General features: G+C 73.0%; 15 protein-coding genes and 1 pseudogene. 10 read left to right on the top strand and 6 right to left on the bottom strand.

What is annotated here, in order from left to right; all coding sequences use genetic code 11:
- Positions 1 to 162: 162 nt before the first annotated feature.
- Entirely contained in the window at positions 163 to 330 is a 168-nt protein-coding gene (locus ACFXGI_RS17625) for a hypothetical protein (RefSeq protein WP_384706955.1), read from the bottom strand.
- Positions 331 to 1,160: 830 nt separating this feature from the next.
- Here ACFXGI_RS17625 and ACFXGI_RS17620 point away from each other — a divergent pair.
- Together ACFXGI_RS17620 and ACFXGI_RS17615 are read left to right on the top strand one after the other, a co-directional pair.
- The gene (locus ACFXGI_RS17620; protein WP_384706953.1) at positions 1,161 to 1,991 is read left to right on the top strand and encodes an SAM-dependent methyltransferase; all 831 of its coding nucleotides are present in this window, start codon (positions 1,161 to 1,163) and stop codon (positions 1,989 to 1,991) included.
- Positions 1,992 to 2,098: 107 nt separating this feature from the next.
- On the top strand, positions 2,099 to 4,270 hold the full coding sequence (locus tag ACFXGI_RS17615; protein ID WP_384707084.1) for a putative bifunctional diguanylate cyclase/phosphodiesterase: 2,172 nt from the start codon (positions 2,099 to 2,101) through the stop codon (positions 4,268 to 4,270).
- A gap of 30 nt (positions 4,271 to 4,300) precedes the next feature.
- On the opposite strand, the gene ACFXGI_RS17610 is transcribed toward ACFXGI_RS17615, so the two are convergent.
- The gene (locus ACFXGI_RS17610) at positions 4,301 to 5,371 is read right to left on the bottom strand and encodes an FAD-dependent monooxygenase (RefSeq protein WP_384706951.1); all 1,071 of its coding nucleotides are present in this window, start codon (positions 5,369 to 5,371) and stop codon (positions 4,301 to 4,303) included.
- A gap of 120 nt (positions 5,372 to 5,491) precedes the next feature.
- Between ACFXGI_RS17610 and ACFXGI_RS17605 the strand changes: the two genes are divergently transcribed.
- Complete coding sequence (locus ACFXGI_RS17605) at positions 5,492 to 6,136, top strand: TetR/AcrR family transcriptional regulator (protein WP_384706949.1); 645 nt, start codon at positions 5,492 to 5,494, stop codon at positions 6,134 to 6,136.
- Between the two features lie 121 nt (positions 6,137 to 6,257).
- On the opposite strand, the gene ACFXGI_RS17600 is transcribed toward ACFXGI_RS17605, so the two are convergent.
- Entirely contained in the window at positions 6,258 to 7,136 is an 879-nt protein-coding gene (locus tag ACFXGI_RS17600; protein ID WP_384706947.1) for a LysR family transcriptional regulator, read from the bottom strand.
- A 94-nt stretch (positions 7,137 to 7,230) separates the two neighbouring features.
- On the opposite strand from ACFXGI_RS17600, the gene ACFXGI_RS17595 reads away from it, so the two are divergent.
- The 5 genes from ACFXGI_RS17595 to ACFXGI_RS17575 all read left to right on the top strand — a co-directional run bounded on the left by ACFXGI_RS17595 (position 7,231) and on the right by ACFXGI_RS17575 (position 13,411).
- A complete protein-coding gene (locus ACFXGI_RS17595; protein ID WP_384706945.1) occupies positions 7,231 to 7,935 on the top strand; it encodes a succinate dehydrogenase in 705 nt (234 codons plus the stop codon).
- Between the two features lies 1 nt (position 7,936).
- A complete protein-coding gene (locus ACFXGI_RS17590; protein WP_384706943.1) occupies positions 7,937 to 9,934 on the top strand; it encodes a fumarate reductase/succinate dehydrogenase flavoprotein subunit in 1,998 nt (665 codons plus the stop codon).
- Positions 9,931 to 10,680, top strand: a complete 750-nt coding sequence (locus ACFXGI_RS17585) for a succinate dehydrogenase/fumarate reductase iron-sulfur subunit (protein ID WP_384706941.1) — start codon at positions 9,931 to 9,933, stop codon at positions 10,678 to 10,680. Before ACFXGI_RS17590 ends, ACFXGI_RS17585 begins: the two co-directional genes overlap by 4 nt.
- Positions 10,681 to 10,860: 180 nt before the next feature.
- On the top strand, positions 10,861 to 12,627 hold the full coding sequence (locus tag ACFXGI_RS17580) for a Stealth CR1 domain-containing protein (protein ID WP_384706939.1): 1,767 nt from the start codon (positions 10,861 to 10,863) through the stop codon (positions 12,625 to 12,627).
- A gap of 118 nt (positions 12,628 to 12,745) precedes the next feature.
- Positions 12,746 to 13,411: a hypothetical protein gene (locus ACFXGI_RS17575; RefSeq protein ID WP_384706937.1), complete on the top strand. Its 666-nt coding sequence runs from the start codon at positions 12,746 to 12,748 to the stop codon at positions 13,409 to 13,411.
- Between the two features lie 8 nt (positions 13,412 to 13,419).
- Here the strand turns inward: ACFXGI_RS17575 and ACFXGI_RS17570 are convergent.
- Together ACFXGI_RS17570 and ACFXGI_RS17565 are read right to left on the bottom strand one after the other, a co-directional pair.
- Positions 13,420 to 15,805: pseudogene (locus ACFXGI_RS17570) on the bottom strand (ABC transporter).
- A gap of 27 nt (positions 15,806 to 15,832) precedes the next feature.
- On the bottom strand, positions 15,833 to 16,831 hold the full coding sequence (locus ACFXGI_RS17565) for an LLM class flavin-dependent oxidoreductase (RefSeq protein ID WP_384706935.1): 999 nt from the start codon (positions 16,829 to 16,831) through the stop codon (positions 15,833 to 15,835).
- A 53-nt stretch (positions 16,832 to 16,884) separates the two neighbouring features.
- Here ACFXGI_RS17565 and ACFXGI_RS17560 point away from each other — a divergent pair, with 53 nt between their 5' ends.
- Positions 16,885 to 17,379, top strand: a complete 495-nt coding sequence (locus ACFXGI_RS17560; RefSeq protein ID WP_384706933.1) for an HAD family acid phosphatase — start codon at positions 16,885 to 16,887, stop codon at positions 17,377 to 17,379.
- 115 nt (positions 17,380 to 17,494) lie between these two features.
- On the opposite strand, the gene ACFXGI_RS17555 is transcribed toward ACFXGI_RS17560, so the two are convergent.
- Positions 17,495 to 17,710 carry a dodecin gene (locus tag ACFXGI_RS17555; RefSeq protein WP_384706931.1) on the bottom strand — a complete coding sequence of 72 codons (216 nt, stop codon included), beginning with the start codon at positions 17,708 to 17,710 and terminating at the stop codon, positions 17,495 to 17,497.
- 166 nt (positions 17,711 to 17,876) lie between these two features.
- Here ACFXGI_RS17555 and ACFXGI_RS17550 point away from each other — a divergent pair, with 166 nt between their 5' ends.
- Entirely contained in the window at positions 17,877 to 19,139 is a 1,263-nt protein-coding gene (locus tag ACFXGI_RS17550; RefSeq protein ID WP_384706929.1) for an extracellular solute-binding protein, read from the top strand.
- The last annotated feature ends 11 nt before the right edge of the window (positions 19,140 to 19,150 follow it).

Raw genomic sequence — 19,150 nt, 5'->3', positions numbered from 1 at the left:
GGCCCGCGCGCTCGCGGTTTTGTCGGGGTTCACCGCCGCCCCCCCGCTCCCGGGGGGCGGCGCCCCCACCGCGTCGATTCCCTCCACCGCCTTGCGATCGCACGCACCCGGCCCCGCCGGCCCCGCCCTTTGGGGCGGCCGACGCCACTTTGACGACACTCCCTAGCGCGGGCGCAGCGCGACGATCGCGAGCACCGCGGGAGCCGCGGTCATCAAGGTGAAGGTCACCGGTGAGATGTGGTGCTCGGGCCGCTTCGCGGCAGCCGTGCGGTAGGCCGGCCTCGCCACCGGCTTCTTCGACGGCGGGGGCGGGGGCGGCGTCGTCGCCACGGGGGCGGGCAACTTCACTTGGAGCGGGGGCGGCGGCACCGGCTTCGGCGGGGCCGGCACCGGCGGCCTCGGCTGCGGCTTCGCCTGCGGAGGGGGCGGGGGCGGCGGCGTGGGCTTCGGCGCGGGCGGAGGCGGCGGAGTCGGCTTCGGCGGTGGCGGCTTCGGGGGCGGCGGCGTGGGGGTCGGGGTGGGGGTCGGCTTCGGTGGGCACGGCGGGGGAGGCGGGGGCGGGCAGTGGTGTCCGCCGTGTCCGTGGTGGCCTCCGTGGCCGTTCCCGTGCCCCGGGCCGTGGCCGTTTCCCTGGCCGTTTCCGTGGCCGTCGCCGTGATGTCCGCCACCCCGGCCGCTCGCTGCCGCGCCGCTTCCGGCGGTCGCGACCAGCCCGACGGCGTTCGCGCCGTCTCCGGCGTCGATCGTCGCGTAGGCGCTGCTATCAGCCACGGCCGGTGCGGCGGACAGCGCCGCCCACAGCAGGACCGGGACCACCAGCAGGCGTCTGGTACAGGCTCTGTTCACCCGGGGAGCATGGGCTCACGTGCGCCCGCGCACGCGGAGCTCGGCTGTGGTTCGCCTGAATGGGTGGTGTGGGGACCGTAGAGGTTTGAGCCACGGAATGACGAATTCCGATCATCTGCCTGCGCATTCCCAAAAGCGACTTGTCGGTTTCGGTCATTCGCTGCGGGAGGGGCCTTGGAGGCCTTTGGTGTGTGATGAAGAACGGATCACCAATTTCCGCTTTTGCTCGCTCCGTTGGGCAATGATCAGTACATTCGGCTCGGACAGGCGTCCGATCCCGGACGACCGCGCAGGACTACGGCTTGGAGACCCCGATGGAGCGCCCCGCCTGGGCCCCGCCAGGTATCGACATATCGGTGCCGAGCGTGTCCCGCATCTACGACTACTACCTGGGCGGCTCCCACAACTTCGAGGTCGACCGCCAGGCCGCCCGCCGCGCCATGGAGTTCCTGCCGGGCCTGCCCAAGATCATGCAGGCCAACCGGGCCTTCATGCGCCGCGCCGTCCGCTACGCCGTGGCCCAGGGCGTCACCCAGTTCCTCGACATCGGCTCCGGGATCCCGACCTTCGGCAACGTCCACGAGATCGCCCAGGCCGCCAGCCCCGAGGCCCGCGTGGTCTACGTGGACCACGACCCGGTCGCCGTCGCGCACAGCCGGGCCGTCCTCGGCGGCGACGAGCGCAGCGGCATCGTCGCCGCCGACCTGCGCAAGCCGCAGGACATCCTCGCCGCCCCCGAGGTCTCGCGGCTGCTCGACCTCGAACGCCCGGTCGCCCTGCTGCTCGTCGCCGTCCTGCACTTCCTGGAGGACTCGGACAACCCGTACGCCGCCGTCGCCGAGCTGCGCGACGCGCTGGCCCCCGGCAGTCTCCTGGTGGTCACGCACGCCTCCTACGAGGGGATCCCGCTCTCCCAGGAGGTCGCGAGCGGCACCGTCGGCGTCTACCGGGACATCCGCAACCCGCTCGTCATGCGCAGCGGCGAGCAGATCGGCCGCTTCTTCGACGGCTTCGAGCTCGTCGAACCCGGCGTCGTGTTCATGCCGCTGTGGCACCCCGAGGGCACCGAGGACCCGGAGGACGGCGAGGCGCCCGAGGACCCGTACGCCTTCTCGGGCTTCGGCGGAGTGGGACGCAAGGCGTGAGATCCAAGGCCGCGGTGCCCTCCGGCACACCGACCCCGAAGAACGAGGGGCCCGCGCAGACGGCGGCGCCCACCGCCCCTCCCACAGGCCCGCCGGGGTCGGCGGGCCTGTCGGCGAGCGCGGGCCCGGCCGCGCTGCGGAGCGGGCTGGAGGACCGGATCGGGCGCTTCGCGACCATCTGGGGACGGGCGATCTTCCCCGTCACCGCGACCTCGCTGACCCGAGTCGAATTCGAACAGCACCTCATACCGCTCGCCCGGACCCTCGCCGAGGCCCTGCACGCCCGGCCCTTCGACGCGGGCGTCGCCCAGCGGGTGGGCGCCGAACTCGTCGCCGTGCACTGCACCGACCCGGAGGCCCTGGCCGGCACCCTCGGCGTGGTCGAGTCGTACCTCGTGCTCTACTGCGGCCCCGACGGCGTCGGCGTGGAGGGCACCGAGGAGTACCGCTCCCGCTGTGCCCGGCTCCAGCACGGGATCGCGGCGGGATTCGCCCGCGCCCTGCGCGAGCGCACCCTCAAGGAGCAGGAGGCCATCGCCCGCTCCGCGCTGACCGCCCGCATCGACGCCCAGCAGGCCCTGCACGCCAGCGAGGAGCGCTTCAAAGCGGTCTTCGAGGGCGCGGCCGTCGGCATCGGCATCGCCGACCTCGAAGGCAACATCCTCGAGGTCAACGACGCGCTGCTGCAGATGTTCGGCGGGATGCACGGGCACATGCGGGGCCGCAACGTCAGCGAGTGGGGCCACCCCGACGACGCCCCGCACGTCTGGCGGATGTACGGCGAACTCGTCCGCGGAGAGCGCGAGAGCTACCGCGTGGAGAAGCCGTACTACCGCCACGACGGAACCGTGCTGTGGACCAACCTGACGGTGTCGCTGCTGCGCGACGCCGAGGGTGTGCCCCAGTACCAGCTGGCGCTGATGGAGGACACCACCGAACGCCGCCTGCTGAACCTGCGCCTGCGCTACGAGGCCACCCACGACGCCCTGACCGGGCTGCCGAACCGGACGCTCTTCTTCGAACGCCTGGAGAAGGCCCTGGGCGGGGCCGGCGGCAGCCGCTTCGGCCTCTGCTACCTGGACCTCGACGGGTTCAAGGCCGTCAACGACAGCCTCGGCCACTCGGCGGGGGACCGGCTCCTGGTGGAGGTCGCCGACCGGCTGCAGAGCTGCGCGACGGGCCCCGGCGAGGTCGTCGCACGCCTGGGCGGCGACGAGTTCGTGGCGCTGACCACCGGTTCGGACACCGAGGAGAAGGTGACCGAACTCGCCGTCCGGATCCTGTCCGCCCTGTCGGTGCCCATCCGGATCGAGGGCCGCGAGCTGTCGGTCCGCGGCAGCATCGGCATCGTGGAGGGTCTGGCCCGCGAGCGCACCGCCGCGGAGGTGCTGCGCAGCGCCGACATCACGATGTACCGGGCCAAGGCGGCGGGCGGCAACCGCTTCGAGTTCGCCGACGCCGAGGCCGACGCCCGCGCCATCACCCGGCACGGCCTGACCAACGCCCTCCCGGCCGCCCTGGAACGCGGCGAGTTCTTCATCGAGTACCAGCCGCTGGTCCACCTGCACGACGGGAGCGTCCACGGGGCCGAGGCCCTCGTCCGCTGGTCGCACCCCCAGTACGGGGTACTGGGCCCGGACCGCTTCATCCCGCTCGCCGAACGGACCGGGCTGATCGTGCCGCTCGGCCGCTGGGTCCTGGAGGAGGCCGTCCGCCAGGCCCGCAACTGGCAGCGCCAGCACGGCGGCTCCGCCCTGCGGATCAACGTCAACCTCTCGCCGACCCAGCTGCACCACCCCGGCCTGGTCGCCGACACCGTCGCGGTGCTGGAGAACTCGGGCCTCGCCCCGGGCGCCCTGTGCCTGGAGGTCACCGAATCGGCCCTGATCGGGGCCGACGACGAACTCCTCGAACCGCTGCGCCGGCTCGCGGCCCTCGGCGTGGACATCGCGCTCGACGACTTCGGCACGGGCTACTCGAACCTGGCGAACCTGCGCCGCCTCCCGGTCAGCGTCCTGAAGCTGGACCGCTCCTTCACCAAGGGGATGCAGCAGCAGCCCGCCAACCCGGTCGACGTCAAGATCGTGGAGGGCATCGTGGCCCTGGCCCACAGCCTCGAACTCGCGGTCACGGTCGAGGGGGTGGAGACCGGCGCCCAGGCCGCCCAGCTCCGCGACCTCGGCTGCGACACCGCCCAGGGCTGGTACTACGCCCGCCCCGGCGCCCCCGACCGCATCCACACCCTCTCGCTCTCGGACGCCGTGCCCACGCCTTCCTGACGCCCGTCCGACACCGGCCCGGCGGCCCGGTCAGTCCAGGCCGGCCTCCGTCCCGACGCCGGGGGTGCGGACGGCCGCCACGACCCGGTCGTACCGCCGCGCTGTATCGGCCACGACCTCGACGGCCACCGGCAGGCGCTCCGCCTCGTACAGGTCGAGCACCTCCTCCCCGCCCGGCCCGGTGAGGGCGGCGGCCAGGGTGCGGCCCAGGGCGGCCGCGTCGCCGATGCCGGTGTTCATGCCCAGCCCGCCGGCGATGGGGTGGACGTGGGCGGCGTCCCCGGCGAGGAAGACGCGGCCCTCGCGCATCCGGGTGACCACGCGGACGCTGACCCGCCAGGTGGAGAGCCAGGTGGGATCCGTGAGCCGGATCCCCGGTATCCGGGCGTGCCGGTCGAACAGCCGCTGGAAGGTCTCCAGCGAGGGCGGTACCGGTTCGCCGTGCTCGTCCTGCTCGGGTGAGGCCTGCAGCTGGAAGGCGTCCGTCCCCGGCATCGGGCAGAGCATGATCCCGCTGCCGTCCGAGCTGAACCACTGGTGCCAGAAGTCCCGGCTGAGCCCGGGGGCGCGGACGTCCCCGATGACCATCGCGGGCTCCTGCGCCGAGTTCCCCTCGAAGGGGATGCCGAGCAGCTTGCGGGTGGCGCTGTGCCCTCCGTCGCACCCGGCGAGGTAGCGGGCCCCGATCGCGGTGCCGTCCGCCAGCTCCGCGCGGACCCCGCCCGCGTCCTGGCCGATTCCGGCGAGCCGGGTCCCGTACTCGACCGTCACGCCCAGGCCGCCGAGCCGCTCGCGCAGCGCCTCCTCGATCTGCCACTGACCCAGCAGCAGCCCGTTGCCGCCGACGGGGGTGTCGTTGACGTGCGCTCCGTCGAAGTACTTGCGCAGGACCACCTCGTCCTGGCCGACGGCGGTGAGGGACTCGGCCACGCCGAGCTTCTCGAAGATCTCCACACTGCTCGGCCGGAGCCCCTTGCCGCGGGACTCGCGGTGCGGGCCGGTGCGCTGGTCGATGACGCGGACGGCGGCTCCGCGCAGGGCGAGGTCGCAGGCCAGGGTGAGTCCGGTGGGGCCGGAGCCCACGATCAGTACGTCAGTCATCGGATGTCCTCTCGGGTCGATCTCCGGTCTCGTCGATGTCTCAAGGAAAGCGGCTCCCGACAGAAAAAGCAACCCGGTCAAGAAATTAACCGAGTCATGATTCTGTGCTATCCTCGCGGTATGGAGAAGACGACGGGTCTGCGCGAGAACAAGAAGCTCCGTACGCGTCGCCAGCTGGCGGCCACGGCGCTGGAGCTCTTCCTGGAACGGGGCTTCGATGCGGTGTCGGTGGCCGATGTCGCCGCCGCGGCCGAGGTCTCCAAGCCCACCCTCTTCCGGTACTTCCCGAGCAAGGAGGACCTGGTGCTCGACCGGTTCGCCGACCACCAGGACGAGGCGGCGCGCATCGTGCGGGACCGGCCCGTCGGGGGGACGCCGGTGGCCGCGCTGCACGCGCATTTCCTGGCGGCCCTCGCCGACCGGGACCCGATCACCGGGCTCTGCGACCACCCCGGGGTGGTCGCGTTCCAGCGGCTCCTCTACTCCACCGCCAGCCTGGAGAGCCGGATGTCCCACTACACCGACCGCGAGGTGGAGCTGCTGGCCGCCGTGCTCGAAGCGGAGTCGGTCCGGCCGCTCGCCGCGCGGCTGGCCGCGATGCACCTGGTGGCGGTCCGCCACGAGCTGGGCCGGGAGAACTACCTCCGCATGGCCGCCGGCCAGAGTGCCGACGAGGCCCATCCGGCCGCCGCGGCCGATGCCGACCAGGCCTTCGCGATGCTGGCCGACGGCCTCGACAAGGCCCTTCCCTCAGCCGGAGGCTGACGGGCGGGCGGCCCCCGCCAGCGCCACCCCGTGCCACCCCTGCTCCCGCCCGCGCCACCCCGTGCGGAGTGCCCCGCCCGAGCGGGCCCCGCCCGCGGCGCCCGTGAGGGGCGCGGCCGGGTCAGCCCAGCAGGATGCGCTTCAGCTCGCGGGCCGCGCGCGGGGGAGCGACATCCGTGCGGTGCGCCAGGGCGATGGTGCGGCGCAGCGGAGAGCCCGCCAGCGGGGTGGCGCGCAGCCCCGGGCCGCCGTGGCCGACGACCATCGCCGGGACCACCGCCACGCCGAGCCCCGCGCGCACGAAGCCCAGCACCGCGTCCATCTCCCCGCCCTCCACGGTGAACACCGGCTCGAAGCCCTCCGCCCGGCAGGCGGCCACCGTCAGGTCCCGCAGGTCGTAGCCGTGGCGGAACATCACCATCGGCTCGTCCCGCAGCGCGGACACCGTGAGCGGCCCGCCGCCCCCCGGCGGCGGCAGCTCCGCCGACGAGACCACCACCAGGTCCTCCGTCAGCAGCTCCACCGTGGTCAGCGCCGGGGCCGAGGGTGGCAGCGGAAGCGCGACGAGCGCCAGGTCCAGGGCCCCGCGCGCCAGTTCCCGTACGAGGTCCAGCGAGCCGCTCTCCTCGATCAACAGCTCGATGCCCGGATGCGCGGCGTGGAAGGCGCGCAGCACGCCGGGCAGCAGACCCGTGCACACGCTCGGCGTGGCCCCCAGCCGGACCCGCCCCCGCCGCAGCTGCGCCAGCTCCTGCACCTCCAGCCGCGCCGTGTCCGCGTCCGCCAGGATCCGCCGGGCCAGCGGCAGCAGCGCCTCGCCCGCGTCGGTCAGTGCGATGTTCCCCCGCGCCCGGCTGAACAGCTCTGCCCCCAGCTCCCGTTCCAGCGACTTGATCTGCTGCGAGAGCGACGGCTGGGCGACGTGCACCCGCTCCGCGGCCCGGGTGAAGTGACGGGTTTCGGCGACGGCCACGAAGTACAGGAGCTGCTGGAACTGCATCGCCCCAGGTTACGCCCTACATAGGTACCCCCTATCGAGATCAGCGTCATCATGTCTTGGACCTCTCGGGACCTTGGTCCTTACCGTCGGTGGCATGGCTCTGGCAACGCGGACGGGCCGACGGCCGTCCACCACGCGCACGCTCTGGGACTCCACCGTCGGCAAGAAGTCCGTGATGGCGGTGTCCGGGCTGATCATGCTCGGATACCTGGTGGTCCACATGCTCGGCAACCTCAAGATCTTCTTCGGGGCGGACGAGTTCAACGGCTACGCCCACTGGCTGCGCACCCTCGGCTCGCCCTTCCTCCACCACGAGTGGGCCCTGTGGATCGTGCGCGTGGTGCTCCTCGCCGCGGTCGTCGGCCACGCCGTGTCCGCGTACCAGCTCAGCCGCAGGGACATCAAGGCCCGCCCGGTCAAGTACGCCCACAAGCGCCGCCGCGCGAGCTACGCCACCCGCACCATGCGCTGGGGCGGCATCATCCTCGCCCTGTTCATCGTCTGGCACCTGCTCGACCTCACCACGCTCACCGTCAACGAGCGCGCGTGGGCCGGCCACCCCTACCAGAACGTCCTCGCCACCTTCTCCACCTGGTACGGGAACACGATCTACATCGTGGCGATGGCCGCGGTCGGCCTGCACGTCCGGCACGGCTTCTGGAGCGCCGCCCAGACCCTCGGCGCGGGCAACGCCCGCCGCGACCGGGCCCTGAAGTTCCTCGCCAACGCCCTCGCCCTCGTCCTCTTCGCGGGCTTCGTCTCCGTGCCCGTCGCCGTCATGACCGGAGTGGTGAGCTGACATGAGCAACGCCCACGCCCACACCGACAACGCCCACACCGACCAGGCCCACACCGAATACACCCACTACGGCACCGGTGAGCCCATCGCCGACACCAAGGCCCCCGAAGGCCCCATCGCCGAACGCTGGGACCGCCGCCGCTTCGAGGCCAAGCTCGTCAACCCGGCCAACCGCCGCAAACACACCGTCATCGTCGTGGGCACCGGCCTGGCCGGCGGGGCGGCCGGCGCAACCCTCGCCGAACAGGGCTACCACGTCGTCCAGTTCTGCTTCTCCGACTCCCCGCGCCGGGCCCACTCCATCGCCGCGCAGGGCGGCATCAACGCCGCCAAGAACTACCGCAACGACGGCGACTCGGTGCACCGCCTCTTCTACGACACCGTCAAGGGCGGCGATTTCCGCGCCCGCGAGTCCAACGTCCACCGTCTCGCGCAGATATCCGTCGAGATCATCGACCAGTGCGTGGCCCAGGGCGTCCCCTTCGCCCGCGAGTACGGCGGCCTCCTCGACACCCGCTCCTTCGGCGGCGTCCAGGTCTCCCGCACCTTCTACGCCCGCGGCCAGACGGGCCAGCAGCTCCTCCTGGGCGCCTATCAGGCGCTGTCCCGGCAGATCGCCGCCGGCAACGTCGAGATGCACGCCCGTACCGAGATGCTCGACCTGATCACCGTCGACGGCGTGGCCCGCGGCATCGTCGCCCGCGATCTGATCACCGGCAAGGTCTCCACGTACTACGCCGACGCCGTCGTCCTCGCCTCCGGCGGCTACGGCAACGTCTTCTACCTCTCCACCAACGCCATGAACTCCAACGCGACCGCCGTCTGGCGGGCGCACCGGCGCGGCGCCTACTTCGCCAACCCCTGCTTCACCCAGATCCACCCCACCTGCATCCCGCGCACCGGCGACCACCAGTCCAAGCTCACCCTGATGAGCGAGTCCCTGCGCAACGACGGCCGCATCTGGGTCCCCAGGGCCCAGGGCGACACCCGCCCCGCCGCACAGATCCCCGAGGCCGAGCGCGACTACTACCTGGAGCGGATCTACCCCTCCTTCGGCAACCTGGTGCCCCGCGACATCGCCTCCCGCGCAGCCAAGAACGTCTGCGACGAGGGACGCGGCGTCGGCCCCGGCGGCCAGGGCGTCTACCTCGACTTCGCCGACGCCATCCGCCGCATGGGCCGGGACAAGGTCGCCGAGAAGTACGGGAACCTCTTCGACATGTATGAGCGGATCACCGCGGAGAACCCGTACGAGGTCCCCATGCGGATCTACCCCGCCGTGCACTACACGATGGGCGGCCTGTGGGTCGACTACGACCTCCAGACCACCGTCCCCGGCCTCTTCGCCATCGGCGAGGCCAACTTCTCTGACCACGGGGCCAACCGCCTCGGCGCCTCCGCCCTGATGCAGGGCCTCGGCGACGGCTACTTCGTGCTCCCCTCCACCATCAACGACTACCTGGCCCGCCACCCGCACCAGGAAGCCGTCGACGACACCCACCCCGAGGCCGCCGCCGCCGTCCGGGAGGTCCGCGACTGCCTCGCCAAGCTGCTCGCCGTCGACGGGGACCGCACCCCGGACTCCTTCCACCGCGAGATCGGCGAGCTCATGTGGGAGTACTGCGGCATGTCCCGCACCGAGGAAGGCCTGCGCAAGGCCCTCGCCCGGCTCCCGGAGATCCGCGAGGAGTTCTGGCAGCGGATCAAGGTCCCCGGCAGCGGCGGGGAATTCAACCAGTCGCTGGAGAAGGCCAACCGCATCGTCGACTACCTGGAGCTCGCCGAGCTGATGTGCCTCGACGCCCTCCACCGCGCCGAGTCCTGCGGAGGCCACTTCCGGGAGGAGTCCCAGACCCCGGACGGCGAGGCCGCCCGCCGCGACGAGGAGTTCGCATACGCCGCCGCCTGGGAGTACCAGGGCACCGGCGCGGCCCCCGTCCTGCACAAGGAAGACCTCGTCTTCGAGTACGTCCACCCCACCCAGCGGAGCTACGCATGAGGCTCAACCTGCGCGTCTGGCGCCAGCAGAACCCCGACGCCCCCGGCGCCATGGTCACGTACGAGGTCGACGGCATCTCCCGCGACATGTCGTTCCTGGAGATGCTCGACACCCTCAACGAGGACCTCATCCTGCGCGGCGAGGACCCGGTCGCCTTCGACCACGACTGCCGTGAGGGGATATGCGGCGCGTGCAGCCTCGTCATCAACGGCGACGCCCACGGCCCCGAGCGCACCACCACCTGCCAGCTGCACATGCGGTCCTTCGCCGACGGCGACACCATCGACGTCGAGCCCTGGCGGGCCGCCGCCTTCCCGGTGGTCAAGGACCTCGTCGTGGACCGCGGCGCCTTCGACCGGATCATCCAGGCCGGCGGCTACATCACCGCCCCGACCGGCTCCGCCCCCGAGGCGCACGCCACCGCCGTGCCCAAGGCCGACGCCGACTCCGCCTTCGAGCACGCCGAGTGCATCGGCTGCGGGGCCTGCGTGGCGGCCTGCCCCAACGGCTCGGCGATGCTCTTCACCTCCGCCAAGGTCAACCACCTGAACGTGCTGCCGCAGGGCTCGCCGGAGCGGGAGACCCGCGTCCTCGACATGGTGGCCCGGATGGACGACGAGGGATTCGGCGGCTGCACCCTCACCGGCGAATGCGCCACGGCCTGCCCCAAGGGCATTCCGCTGCCGTCCATCGCCGCCATGAACCGCGAATGGCTGCGGGCGGTCCGCAGGCACGGAGGAAACTGAGAAGTGCCTGTGAGACGGGGATAACGGACTCCCGGCCCTTGCGTGAAAAATGAACGAAGGGAAAGGTGGAGGTGAACGAGGCATCCGCCCCTGCCTGCCGGACGGCACCGCACCCCCGCACGCCGGGTGCCGCCCGCATCCTCGGGTGCCGCACACCGGCGCCGTCTCGCGAGGTCGTATATGCAGGGCCTGTCCCGTCTTCCCCTTCCCGTCGGCCTGCGCCGGATCGTACGGACACTGCGCCGGCCCGGCGGCGTACCGCGGCAGCCGGACGCCGCCCAGCGGGAGCGCACCGGGAGCGGGAGCCGGGTGCCGCCCCCGCCCGGCCGGGCCCGTGAGGACGAGCTGCTGGGGGCGGCGGCGGACCTGGTCCGCCACCGAGGCCGGCTCTCCCGGGTCCGCGACGACCTGCTGCCCGCCGGAGCCCGGGACGCCAACCTGAGCGCGGTCGCCGAGGCGCTCGAGACGGCCGCCGTCCCGTACGGGCTGGTCCCCGACGGGGAACTGCGGCACCGGGTCGCCATCGCCCCGGGCGACCGCGAGGCCGCCCTCAAGGCATGCGCCGCGGCCTTCGCCGGGCTCCCGGTGTACGCCCGGCTCCTCGGCGACGGCGACGGCGACGGCGGCGGCGGCGGCCCGGCCGGGGAAGCCGGGGAAGCCGTCGAGGTCCTCGCCGAAACCCTCCCCGAAGCCGTCGCGGCCCACGAGGGTCCGCCCGTCGGCACCCCCCACCCCAAGATCAAGGGCATCCTGCTCTTCCAGCCGGTCGTCGTCACCTCCGGCCGGACCGTGGCCTACGGCCCCGAAACCGGCTGCGACCTGGAGTTCTGGGAGGCCGCAGAGTCGGGCATCGGCGCGGTCGCCGGACTTCGCGAGACCCCGTACGGCTGGTGGGTACCCACCCTCGAAGCCACGTCCACCACCCGCGTCGGCGACCGCGACCACCCCGTCGTCGACGCCTTCGCCGGCCGCTTCCCCGACGACATCGACTTCCCCGTCGACGCCGTGATCACCTGGGTCGACGCCGCAGACCCCGCCTGGCGCCGCCGCCGGGACCGCGCCGAGGCAGCCGCGTCGGCAGCCGAAGCCGGCGCCGCCGGGCGCGCCCCCGTCGACCACGCGGAGAACCGCTACCGCGACCGCGGGGAGCTCCGCTACTGCCTGCGCTCCATCGCCGCCCACGCGCCCTGGATCCGCCACGTCTTCCTCGTCACCGACGACCAGACCCCGGCCTGGCTGGCCACCGACCACCCCCGGGTCACCGTCGTCGACCACCGGGAGCTGTTCGCCGACCCCGCCGGCCTCCCCGTCTTCAACTCCCACGCCATCGAGAGCCGGCTCCACCGCATCCCCGGCCTCGCCGAGCACTTCCTCTACTTCAACGACGACATCTTCCTCGGCCGCCCGCAGCGCCCCCAGAACTACTTCCTCTCCTCCGGACTGCCCAAGGTCTTCCACGACCGGCGGGCCGTGGCCCCCAGCGCCCCCGGCGTCGACGACGACGTGTTCACCGCCTCCCAGAAGGCCACCCGCCACGCGATCGAACAGGCCGCCGGCCGCACCTACCCGCACATCCTGGCCCACACCCCCTACCCGCTCAGCCGCTCCCTCTTCGCCCACGTCGAGGAGCGGCTGCCCGGCCGGCTGACCACCATCAGCCGCTCGGTCTTCCGCAGCGCCGACGACCTCGCCCCCGTCACCCTCGCCTCCCACCTGGCCCTCGCCGACGGCCGCGCCGTGGAGGGCGAGCTGCACCACGCGTACGTCAGCACCGGCCGGGCCGAGGAGATCGCCCGGCTGCCCGGCCTGGCGGCCGACCGCTGGTCCGACGCGTTCTGCCTCGCCGACGACGACACCGCACCCGGGCTGTCCCCCGAGGAGCAGCAGCGCGCGGTCGCCGCCTTCCTGGAGGCGTACTTCCCGGTGCCCTCGCCCTACGAGAGGTGAGGGCCGTACGAGCCCCCTCGGCCGATCGGCTGACCCGATCGGCCGACCGGGCGCTCGTGGCGGCCGTACGACGCGCCGCGCCGCGGCGGCGTCCGGCCCGTGGGGGACAGTGGGCCCCATGCCAGAAGCCCCCGCCGGGTCCGGACCGCGCCGCCGCACCTTCCTGGCGGCCGCCGCCCTCGCCCCGCTCGCGCTGACCGGCTGCTCGGCGCAGGACCCGTCCGGAAGCGCCGCGCACGGCCCGAAAGCCGCACCGAAGGACGCCCTGGTCATGGTGATCCGGCACGCGGAGAAGCCGTACGCCGGGGACCTGGGCGAGGACGAGGACGGCAACGAGGACCCCGGATCCCTCGCCGGGCGCGGCCGCCGCCGGGCCGAGGAACTGCACCGTCTCTTCCCGCCCGCCGGTGGATCGTCGCTGCCGCGCCCCGCCGTCGTCTTCGCGGCCGGCGGCCCGGCCGGTGCCGGAGGCCGGCCTCCCGCCCGCTGCCGCCAGACGGTCGAGCCGCTGATCGCCGCCCTCCGCACGCCCCTGCGCTCCGAGTTCGGTGTCGGCGCCGAAGAGGCCCTGGCACGGGCCGCACTGGCCGGGCCCATGCCCGTACTCGTCTGCTGGGAGCACACCGGCATCCCCCGCCTGATCCACGCCCTGGGCGCCCACCGGGTCCTCGGCGTCCCCGCCGTCTGGCCCGACCGCCACGACCTGGTGTGGATGTTCACCCGGCAGCAGGGGAAGTGGAGCTTCCGCGAACTCGCGCAGCACCTGCTCCCGGGCGACGCCTAGGGGTGTCCCTACACCTCGCGCAGCGCCCGCGCGAGGTGGCCCGCCGTACGGCCCCCGCCCGTGGCGGCCACCTCCGCCGGCGTGCCGGCCGCCACGATCCGGCCGCCGTCCGCACCGCCGCCCGGACCCAGGTCGATCACCCAGTCCGCGCCCGCCACCACCTCCATGTCGTGTTCCACGACCACCACCGAGTGCCCGGCCTCCACCAGTCCGTGCAACTGCCGCAAGAGCACCCGCACATCCGCCGGATGCAGCCCGGTCGTCGGCTCGTCCAGCACGTACAGGGTGTGGTCGCGGCGCTGCCGCTGCAGCTCCGTCGCCAGCTTGATCCGCTGCGCCTCGCCGCCCGACAGCTCGGTCGCGGGCTGGCCCAGCCGCAGATAGCCCAGCCCGATGTCCTCCAGCGCCCGCAGGCTGCGCGCCGCCGCCGGGACCCCGGCGAAGAAGGCCGCCGCGGACTCCACCGTCAGGCCGAGCACCTCTGCGATGTTCAGCCCCTCGTACCGCACGTCCAGGGTCTCGGTGTTGTACCGGGCTCCGGCGCACTCCGGGCACGGAGCGTAGGTACTGGGCAGGAACAGCAGCTCCACCGAGACGAACCCCTCGCCCTGGCAGGTCTCGCACCGGCCGCCCGGGACGTTGAAGGAGAACCGGCCCGCCTTCCAGCCGCGCTCCCGAGCCTGCGGAGCCGCCGTGAACAGCTTGCGCACCACGTCGAACAGCCCCGTGTACGTGGCCAGGTTGGACCGCGGGGTCCGGCCGATGGGCTTCTGGTCCACCTCCACCAGACGCCGCACAGGGAACCCCGGATCGGCGATCCGCTCCCCGACCTCCCGGGCGAGCACCTGGCCCACCAGCGTGGACTTCCCCGACCCCGACACACCGGTGACCGCCGTGAACACCCCGAGCGGGAACTCCGCGTCCACACCCCGCAGGTTGTGCCGCTCCACTCCGGTGAGCCGCACCGCTCCGCTCGCCGTCCGCACCGGCCGCCGCCCCGGCCCCGCCCCGCGCTCCGCGAACAGGTGGCGCGCCGTCGCGGACCCGGCCACCCCGGCCAGCCCCCGGGGCGGCCCGCTGTACAGCACCCGGCCGCCGTGCTCCCCGGCCAGCGGACCCACCTCCACCAGCCAGTCCGCGTGCCGCACCACGTCCAGGTGGTGCTCGACCACGAACACCGTGTTCCCCGCCGCCTTGAGCCGGTCCAGTACGCCGAGCAGCGCCTCGGTGTCGGCCGGGTGCAGCCCCGCCGACGGCTCGTCCAGTACGTACACCACCCCGAACAGCCCGGACCGCAGCTGTGTCGCCAGCCTCAGCCGCTGCAGCTCGCCCGCCGACAGGGTCGGTGCGGTGCGGTCCAGGCTCAGATAGCCGAGCCCCAGCTCCACGACCGGCCCGATCCGGCCCCGCAGGTCCTCGGCGAGCACCCGCGCCGCCTCCCCGTCCAGGGGTGCGCAGGCCAGTACGGCGTCCAGGGCGGTCAGCGGCAGGGCCGCCAGCTCGGCGATCGTACGGCCCGCGAACGTCACGGCCAGGGCCTGCGGCCGCAGCCGCCGCCCCTCGCACACCGGGCACGGGGAATCGGTCAGGAACCGCTCCGCACGGGCCCGCAGCGTGGCGCTCTTGCTGTCGGAGAAGGTCCGCATCACATGACGGTGGGCGCTCATGTACGTGCCCTGGTAGGGCCGTTGGATCCGGTCCGCGTCGCGCACCGGGTGCACCGTGACCACCGGCTGCTCCTCGGTGAACAGGATCCACTCGCGGTCCTTCGCCGCCAACTCCCCCCAGGGCGCGTCCACGTCGTACCCGAGCACCTCCAGGATGTCCCTCAGGTTCTTGCCCTGCCAGGCCCCGGGCCAGGCGGCGATGGCTCCCTGACGGATCGACAGCCCGGGATCCGGCACCAAGAGTTTTTCGCTGGTGCGGTGGATGCTGCCGAGTCCGTGGCAGGAAGGGCAGGCGCCGGCCGCGGTGTTGGGGGAGAAGGCGTCGGAGTCGAGCCGCTCGGCGCCCGTCGGATAGGTGCCGGCGCGCGAGTACAGCATCCGCAGGGAGGGTCACCGTGCCGACCGAGGAGCGCGAGCCGGGGGAGGAGCGCCGCTGCTCCAGGGAGACGGCGGGCGGCAGCCCGGTGACGGAGTCCACCTTCGGGGCGCCGATCTGGTGGATGAGGCGGCGCGCGTACGGGGCCACCGACTCGAAGTACCGGCGCTGGGCCTCGGCGTAGAGCGTGCCGAAGGCCAGGGAGCTCTTCCCGGAGCCGGAGACCCCGGTGAACACGGTCAGGACGTCGCGCGGGATGTCCACGTCGACGCCGCGCAGGTTGTGCTCCCGGGCTCCCCTCACCCGTACGAAGGAGTCGCGGTGGGCCTCGGGCGCGGTGGAGTGGTGCATTCGCCCCAGTTTACGGGCCGCCCGCGGTCAGGGCCCGGCCGGCCCCGCCACCCGGGCCAGCCGCTCGAAGGAGTCCAGCAGCGCCGTGCGGTCGTACGTGGAGGTGGTGACCAGCAGCTCGTCCGCGCCCGTCTGCCCGGCCACCTCGGCCAGCTGCTCCGCGACCTGCTCCTCCGTACCGTGGATGTGTCCCGTGAGCCCGCCCTCGTACAGCTCCCGCTCCTTCGGGGTCATGGCCAGCGCCTCGACCTCCTCCGCCGGGCGCAGGGGCGGGAAGCTGCCCCGGGTGCGGGAGTACGCGAGGGACCAGGCCTCCGGGACCAGGATGCGCCGGGCGGCCCCGGGGGTGTCCGCCACGGCCACCGTCCCGGAGACCACCACGTACGGCCGCGAGCCCGCGGCCGAGGGGCGGAACTCCGCGCGGTAGCGCTCGATGACCTCCGTGACCCGGCCCCGCGCCCGCAGGTCGCCCACCACCAGCGGCAGCCCGGCCCGGGCCGCGATCCCGGCGCCCTCGCCGGTGGCCAGCACGTACGCCGGAATCCGCAGCCCCTCCGCCGGGTGGGCGTGCACCTCGGGATGCGCCCGCTGGGTGCCGTCGAGCCAGCCCAGCAGCTCCGTCAGCTGCTCCTCGAAGCGGTCGGCGTCCCCGGTGTCGCGGCCCAGCGCCCGCCGGATCCCGCCGGTGAAGCCGACCGAGCGGCCGAGCCCCATGTCGATCCGGCCGGGGAACAGCGACTCCAGCACCCCGAACTGCTCCGCGACCACCAGCGGTTGGTGGTTGGGCAGCATCACCCCGCCGGTGCCGACCCGGATCCGCCGGGTGGCCCCGGCGACGGCCGCGGCGAGTACGGCGGGCGCGGAGCCCGCGACTCCGGGGACGCTGTGGTGCTCGGACACCCAGAAGCGGTGGTAGCCGAGCCGCTCCGCCGCGCGGGCGAGCTCCACGGTGTCGCGCAGGGCCTGCGGGGCGGTGTGCCCCTCGCGGGTGCGGGACCGGTCGAGGATGGAGATTCTGCGGATCACACCAGGCTGTAACGCACGGGCGGCGAAAGGATTCCCTGCCTACTCTGGCCCGCATGAGTGACAGCAACGACCGCCGGCCGCTGGCCGTCTTCGACATCGACAACACCCTGGCCGACACCGATCACCGCCAGCACTTCCTGGAGGGCCGGCCCCGGGACTGGGACGGCTTCTTCGGCGCGGCCCCGGCCGACCCGCCGCTGGCGCGCGGGGTGGCGCTGGCGGTGGAGCGGGCGGCCGACTGCGAGGTCGTGTACCTGACCGGGCGCCCGGAGCGGTGCCGCGCGGACACGGAGGAGTGGCTGGCCCGCCACGGGCTGCCCGAGGGCCGGCTGTGGATGCGCGGGAACCAGGACCGCCGGCCGGCCCGGGTGACCAAGCTGGAGGTGCTGCGGCGGATCGCCCGGAGCCGTGAGGTGCGGATGCTCGTGGACGACGACGAGCTCGTCTGCCAGGCGGCGCGCGCCGCGGGCTTCAAGGTGGTCCTGGCGGACTGGGCGGCGGACGCGCCGGAGCTCAAGTCCGCCCAGGAGGGCGAAGGCCGCACCTGAGGCCGCGGCGTGCGCGTGCGCGGCCTTCGCGTCCCGCACGGCAGCGCGGGCCGCGCGCCACCGCGCCCGGCCCGCGCGTCCGTCCGTACCCGTGGCGGCCGATCGCCCCCCGTGATCAGTCCTCGCCGTCGAGGCGGAACCCGACCTTGAGTCCCACCTGGTAGTGCGCCACCGTGCCGTTCTCGATGTGCCCGCGCACTTGGGTGACCTCGAACCAGTCCAGGTTGCGCAGCGTCTCGCCGGCCCTGGTGATGGCGTTGCGGATGGCCTGATCGATGCCCTCGGGGGAGGTGCCGACGATCTCGGTCACCCGGTAGGTGTGGTTCGACATGGGTTCTCCCGACGGTGGGGGGCTTTTGCCTCGTTCCACGGTGCCCCAGTAAGTCCTACTCCGCGAACTTTGTGTGAACAGTCCCGAGTGAAAGGGCCTTGACCCACCCATTGGTCTATGCCAATTTCGAGCCATCTCCGAGACCGGACTCCAGAAGGTGACCTTCGTGAAGATGCGCTTCCTCGTCATGTGCACGGCTCTCGCGGCCGCGACGGCCCTCACCGGCTGCAGCCGGCTGGCGGGATCGGCCGGAGGGACGCAGAAGGTGACGCTCTGGCTGATGAAGGGCAGCGCCTCGGAGGACTTCATCGCGAAGTTCACCTCCTCCTTCGAGAAGGAGCACCCGGGTGTCGACCTGGACGTCAAGATCCAGGAGTGGACGGGCATCGGCGACAAGGTCAACGCCGTGCTCGCCGGCAAGAGCGCGGAGAGCGCCGACGTCATCGAGGTCGGCAACACCCAGGTCGCCCAGTACATCGAGACCGGCGGCCTGTCGGAACTCACCCTCGAAGGCCTGCGCGAGTGGGGCAGCAAGGACTGGCTGAAGGGCCTCTCCGACCCGGCGAGCATCGACGGGGCCCAGTACGGCGTCCCCTGGTACGCCGCCAACCGTGTGGTGATCTACAACAAGGACCTCTTCGCGAACGCCGGCATCAAGACCCCGCCCAAGAACCGCCAGGAGTGGATCCAGGCCACCCAGAAGCTCGACAAGGGCGGCCGGCAGGGCATCTACCTGCCCGGCCAGAACTGGTACGTCCTCTCCGGGTTCATCTGGGACGAGGGCGGCGACCTCGCCGTCGAGACCGGAGGGGAGTGGGTGGGCACCCTCGACGACGACAAGGCCCTGGCCGGCATGGAGTTCTACAAGCAGCTCCAGGCCCTCGGCGACGGCCCCAAGAACGCCGACGAGGAGACGCCCCCGCAGTCCGAGGTGTTCGCCGGGGGCGACGTCGCCCAGATCATCGCCCCGCCCGGACAGGCCGCCGCCATCGAGGCCGCCAACCCGGCCCTCAAGGGCAAGCTCGGCTTCTTCCCGGTACCCGGCAAGACCTCCGACAAGCCCGGCGCCGTCTTCACCGGCGGCTCCGACCTGATCATCCCGGAGCGGACGAAGCACCGGCGCCAGGCCGTCGACGTGATCAGCGCGCTGGTCAGCGAGACCTGGCAGACCGAGCTCGCCCGCACGATGAGCTACGTACCGAACAAGGCCACCCTCGCGCACGTGGTCGACGGCAACGAGGGCGCCGCGAGCATGGCGCCGGGAGCCGCCCAGGGGCGCGCCACCCCGAAGTCCGCCCGCTGGGCCGAGGTCGAGGGCAAGAACCCGATCAAGCCCTACATGACGGCCGTACTCAGCGGACAGGACCCGAGGCAGGCCGCCAAGACGGCCTCCGACACGATCAGCAAGGTGCTCAGCTCCGACCGCTGAGCGACCCCGGC

This window comes from Streptomyces sp. NPDC059355, assembly GCF_042752335.1.
Taxonomy (GTDB): Bacteria; Actinomycetota; Actinomycetes; order Streptomycetales; family Streptomycetaceae; genus Streptomyces.
The sequence above is the reverse complement of the archived record's forward strand: the minus strand, read 5'-3'. Positions and strand labels throughout refer to the sequence as shown.

What these genes read in the sequence shown, in the direction of transcription:
- ACFXGI_RS17555 (WP_384706931.1), bottom strand. Translation starts at nt 17,710, where the DNA reads ATGTCGAACCACACCTACCGGGTGACCGAGATCGTCGGCACCTCCCCC.
- ACFXGI_RS17600 (WP_384706947.1), bottom strand. Translation starts at nt 7,136, where the DNA reads ATGCAGTTCCAGCAGCTCCTGTACTTCGTGGCCGTCGCCGAAACCCGT.
- ACFXGI_RS17620 (WP_384706953.1), top strand. Translation starts at nt 1,161, where the DNA reads ATGGAGCGCCCCGCCTGGGCCCCGCCAGGTATCGACATATCGGTGCCG.
- ACFXGI_RS17575 (WP_384706937.1), top strand. Translation starts at nt 12,746, where the DNA reads ATGCCAGAAGCCCCCGCCGGGTCCGGACCGCGCCGCCGCACCTTCCTG.
- ACFXGI_RS17605 (WP_384706949.1), top strand. Translation starts at nt 5,492, where the DNA reads ATGGAGAAGACGACGGGTCTGCGCGAGAACAAGAAGCTCCGTACGCGT.
- ACFXGI_RS17610 (WP_384706951.1), bottom strand. Translation starts at nt 5,371, where the DNA reads ATGACTGACGTACTGATCGTGGGCTCCGGCCCCACCGGACTCACCCTG.
- ACFXGI_RS17590 (WP_384706943.1), top strand. Translation starts at nt 7,937, where the DNA reads ATGAGCAACGCCCACGCCCACACCGACAACGCCCACACCGACCAGGCC.
- ACFXGI_RS17595 (WP_384706945.1), top strand. Translation starts at nt 7,231, where the DNA reads ATGGCTCTGGCAACGCGGACGGGCCGACGGCCGTCCACCACGCGCACG.
- ACFXGI_RS17580 (WP_384706939.1), top strand. Translation starts at nt 10,861, where the DNA reads ATGCAGGGCCTGTCCCGTCTTCCCCTTCCCGTCGGCCTGCGCCGGATC.
- ACFXGI_RS17585 (WP_384706941.1), top strand. Translation starts at nt 9,931, where the DNA reads ATGAGGCTCAACCTGCGCGTCTGGCGCCAGCAGAACCCCGACGCCCCC.
- ACFXGI_RS17560 (WP_384706933.1), top strand. Translation starts at nt 16,885, where the DNA reads ATGAGTGACAGCAACGACCGCCGGCCGCTGGCCGTCTTCGACATCGAC.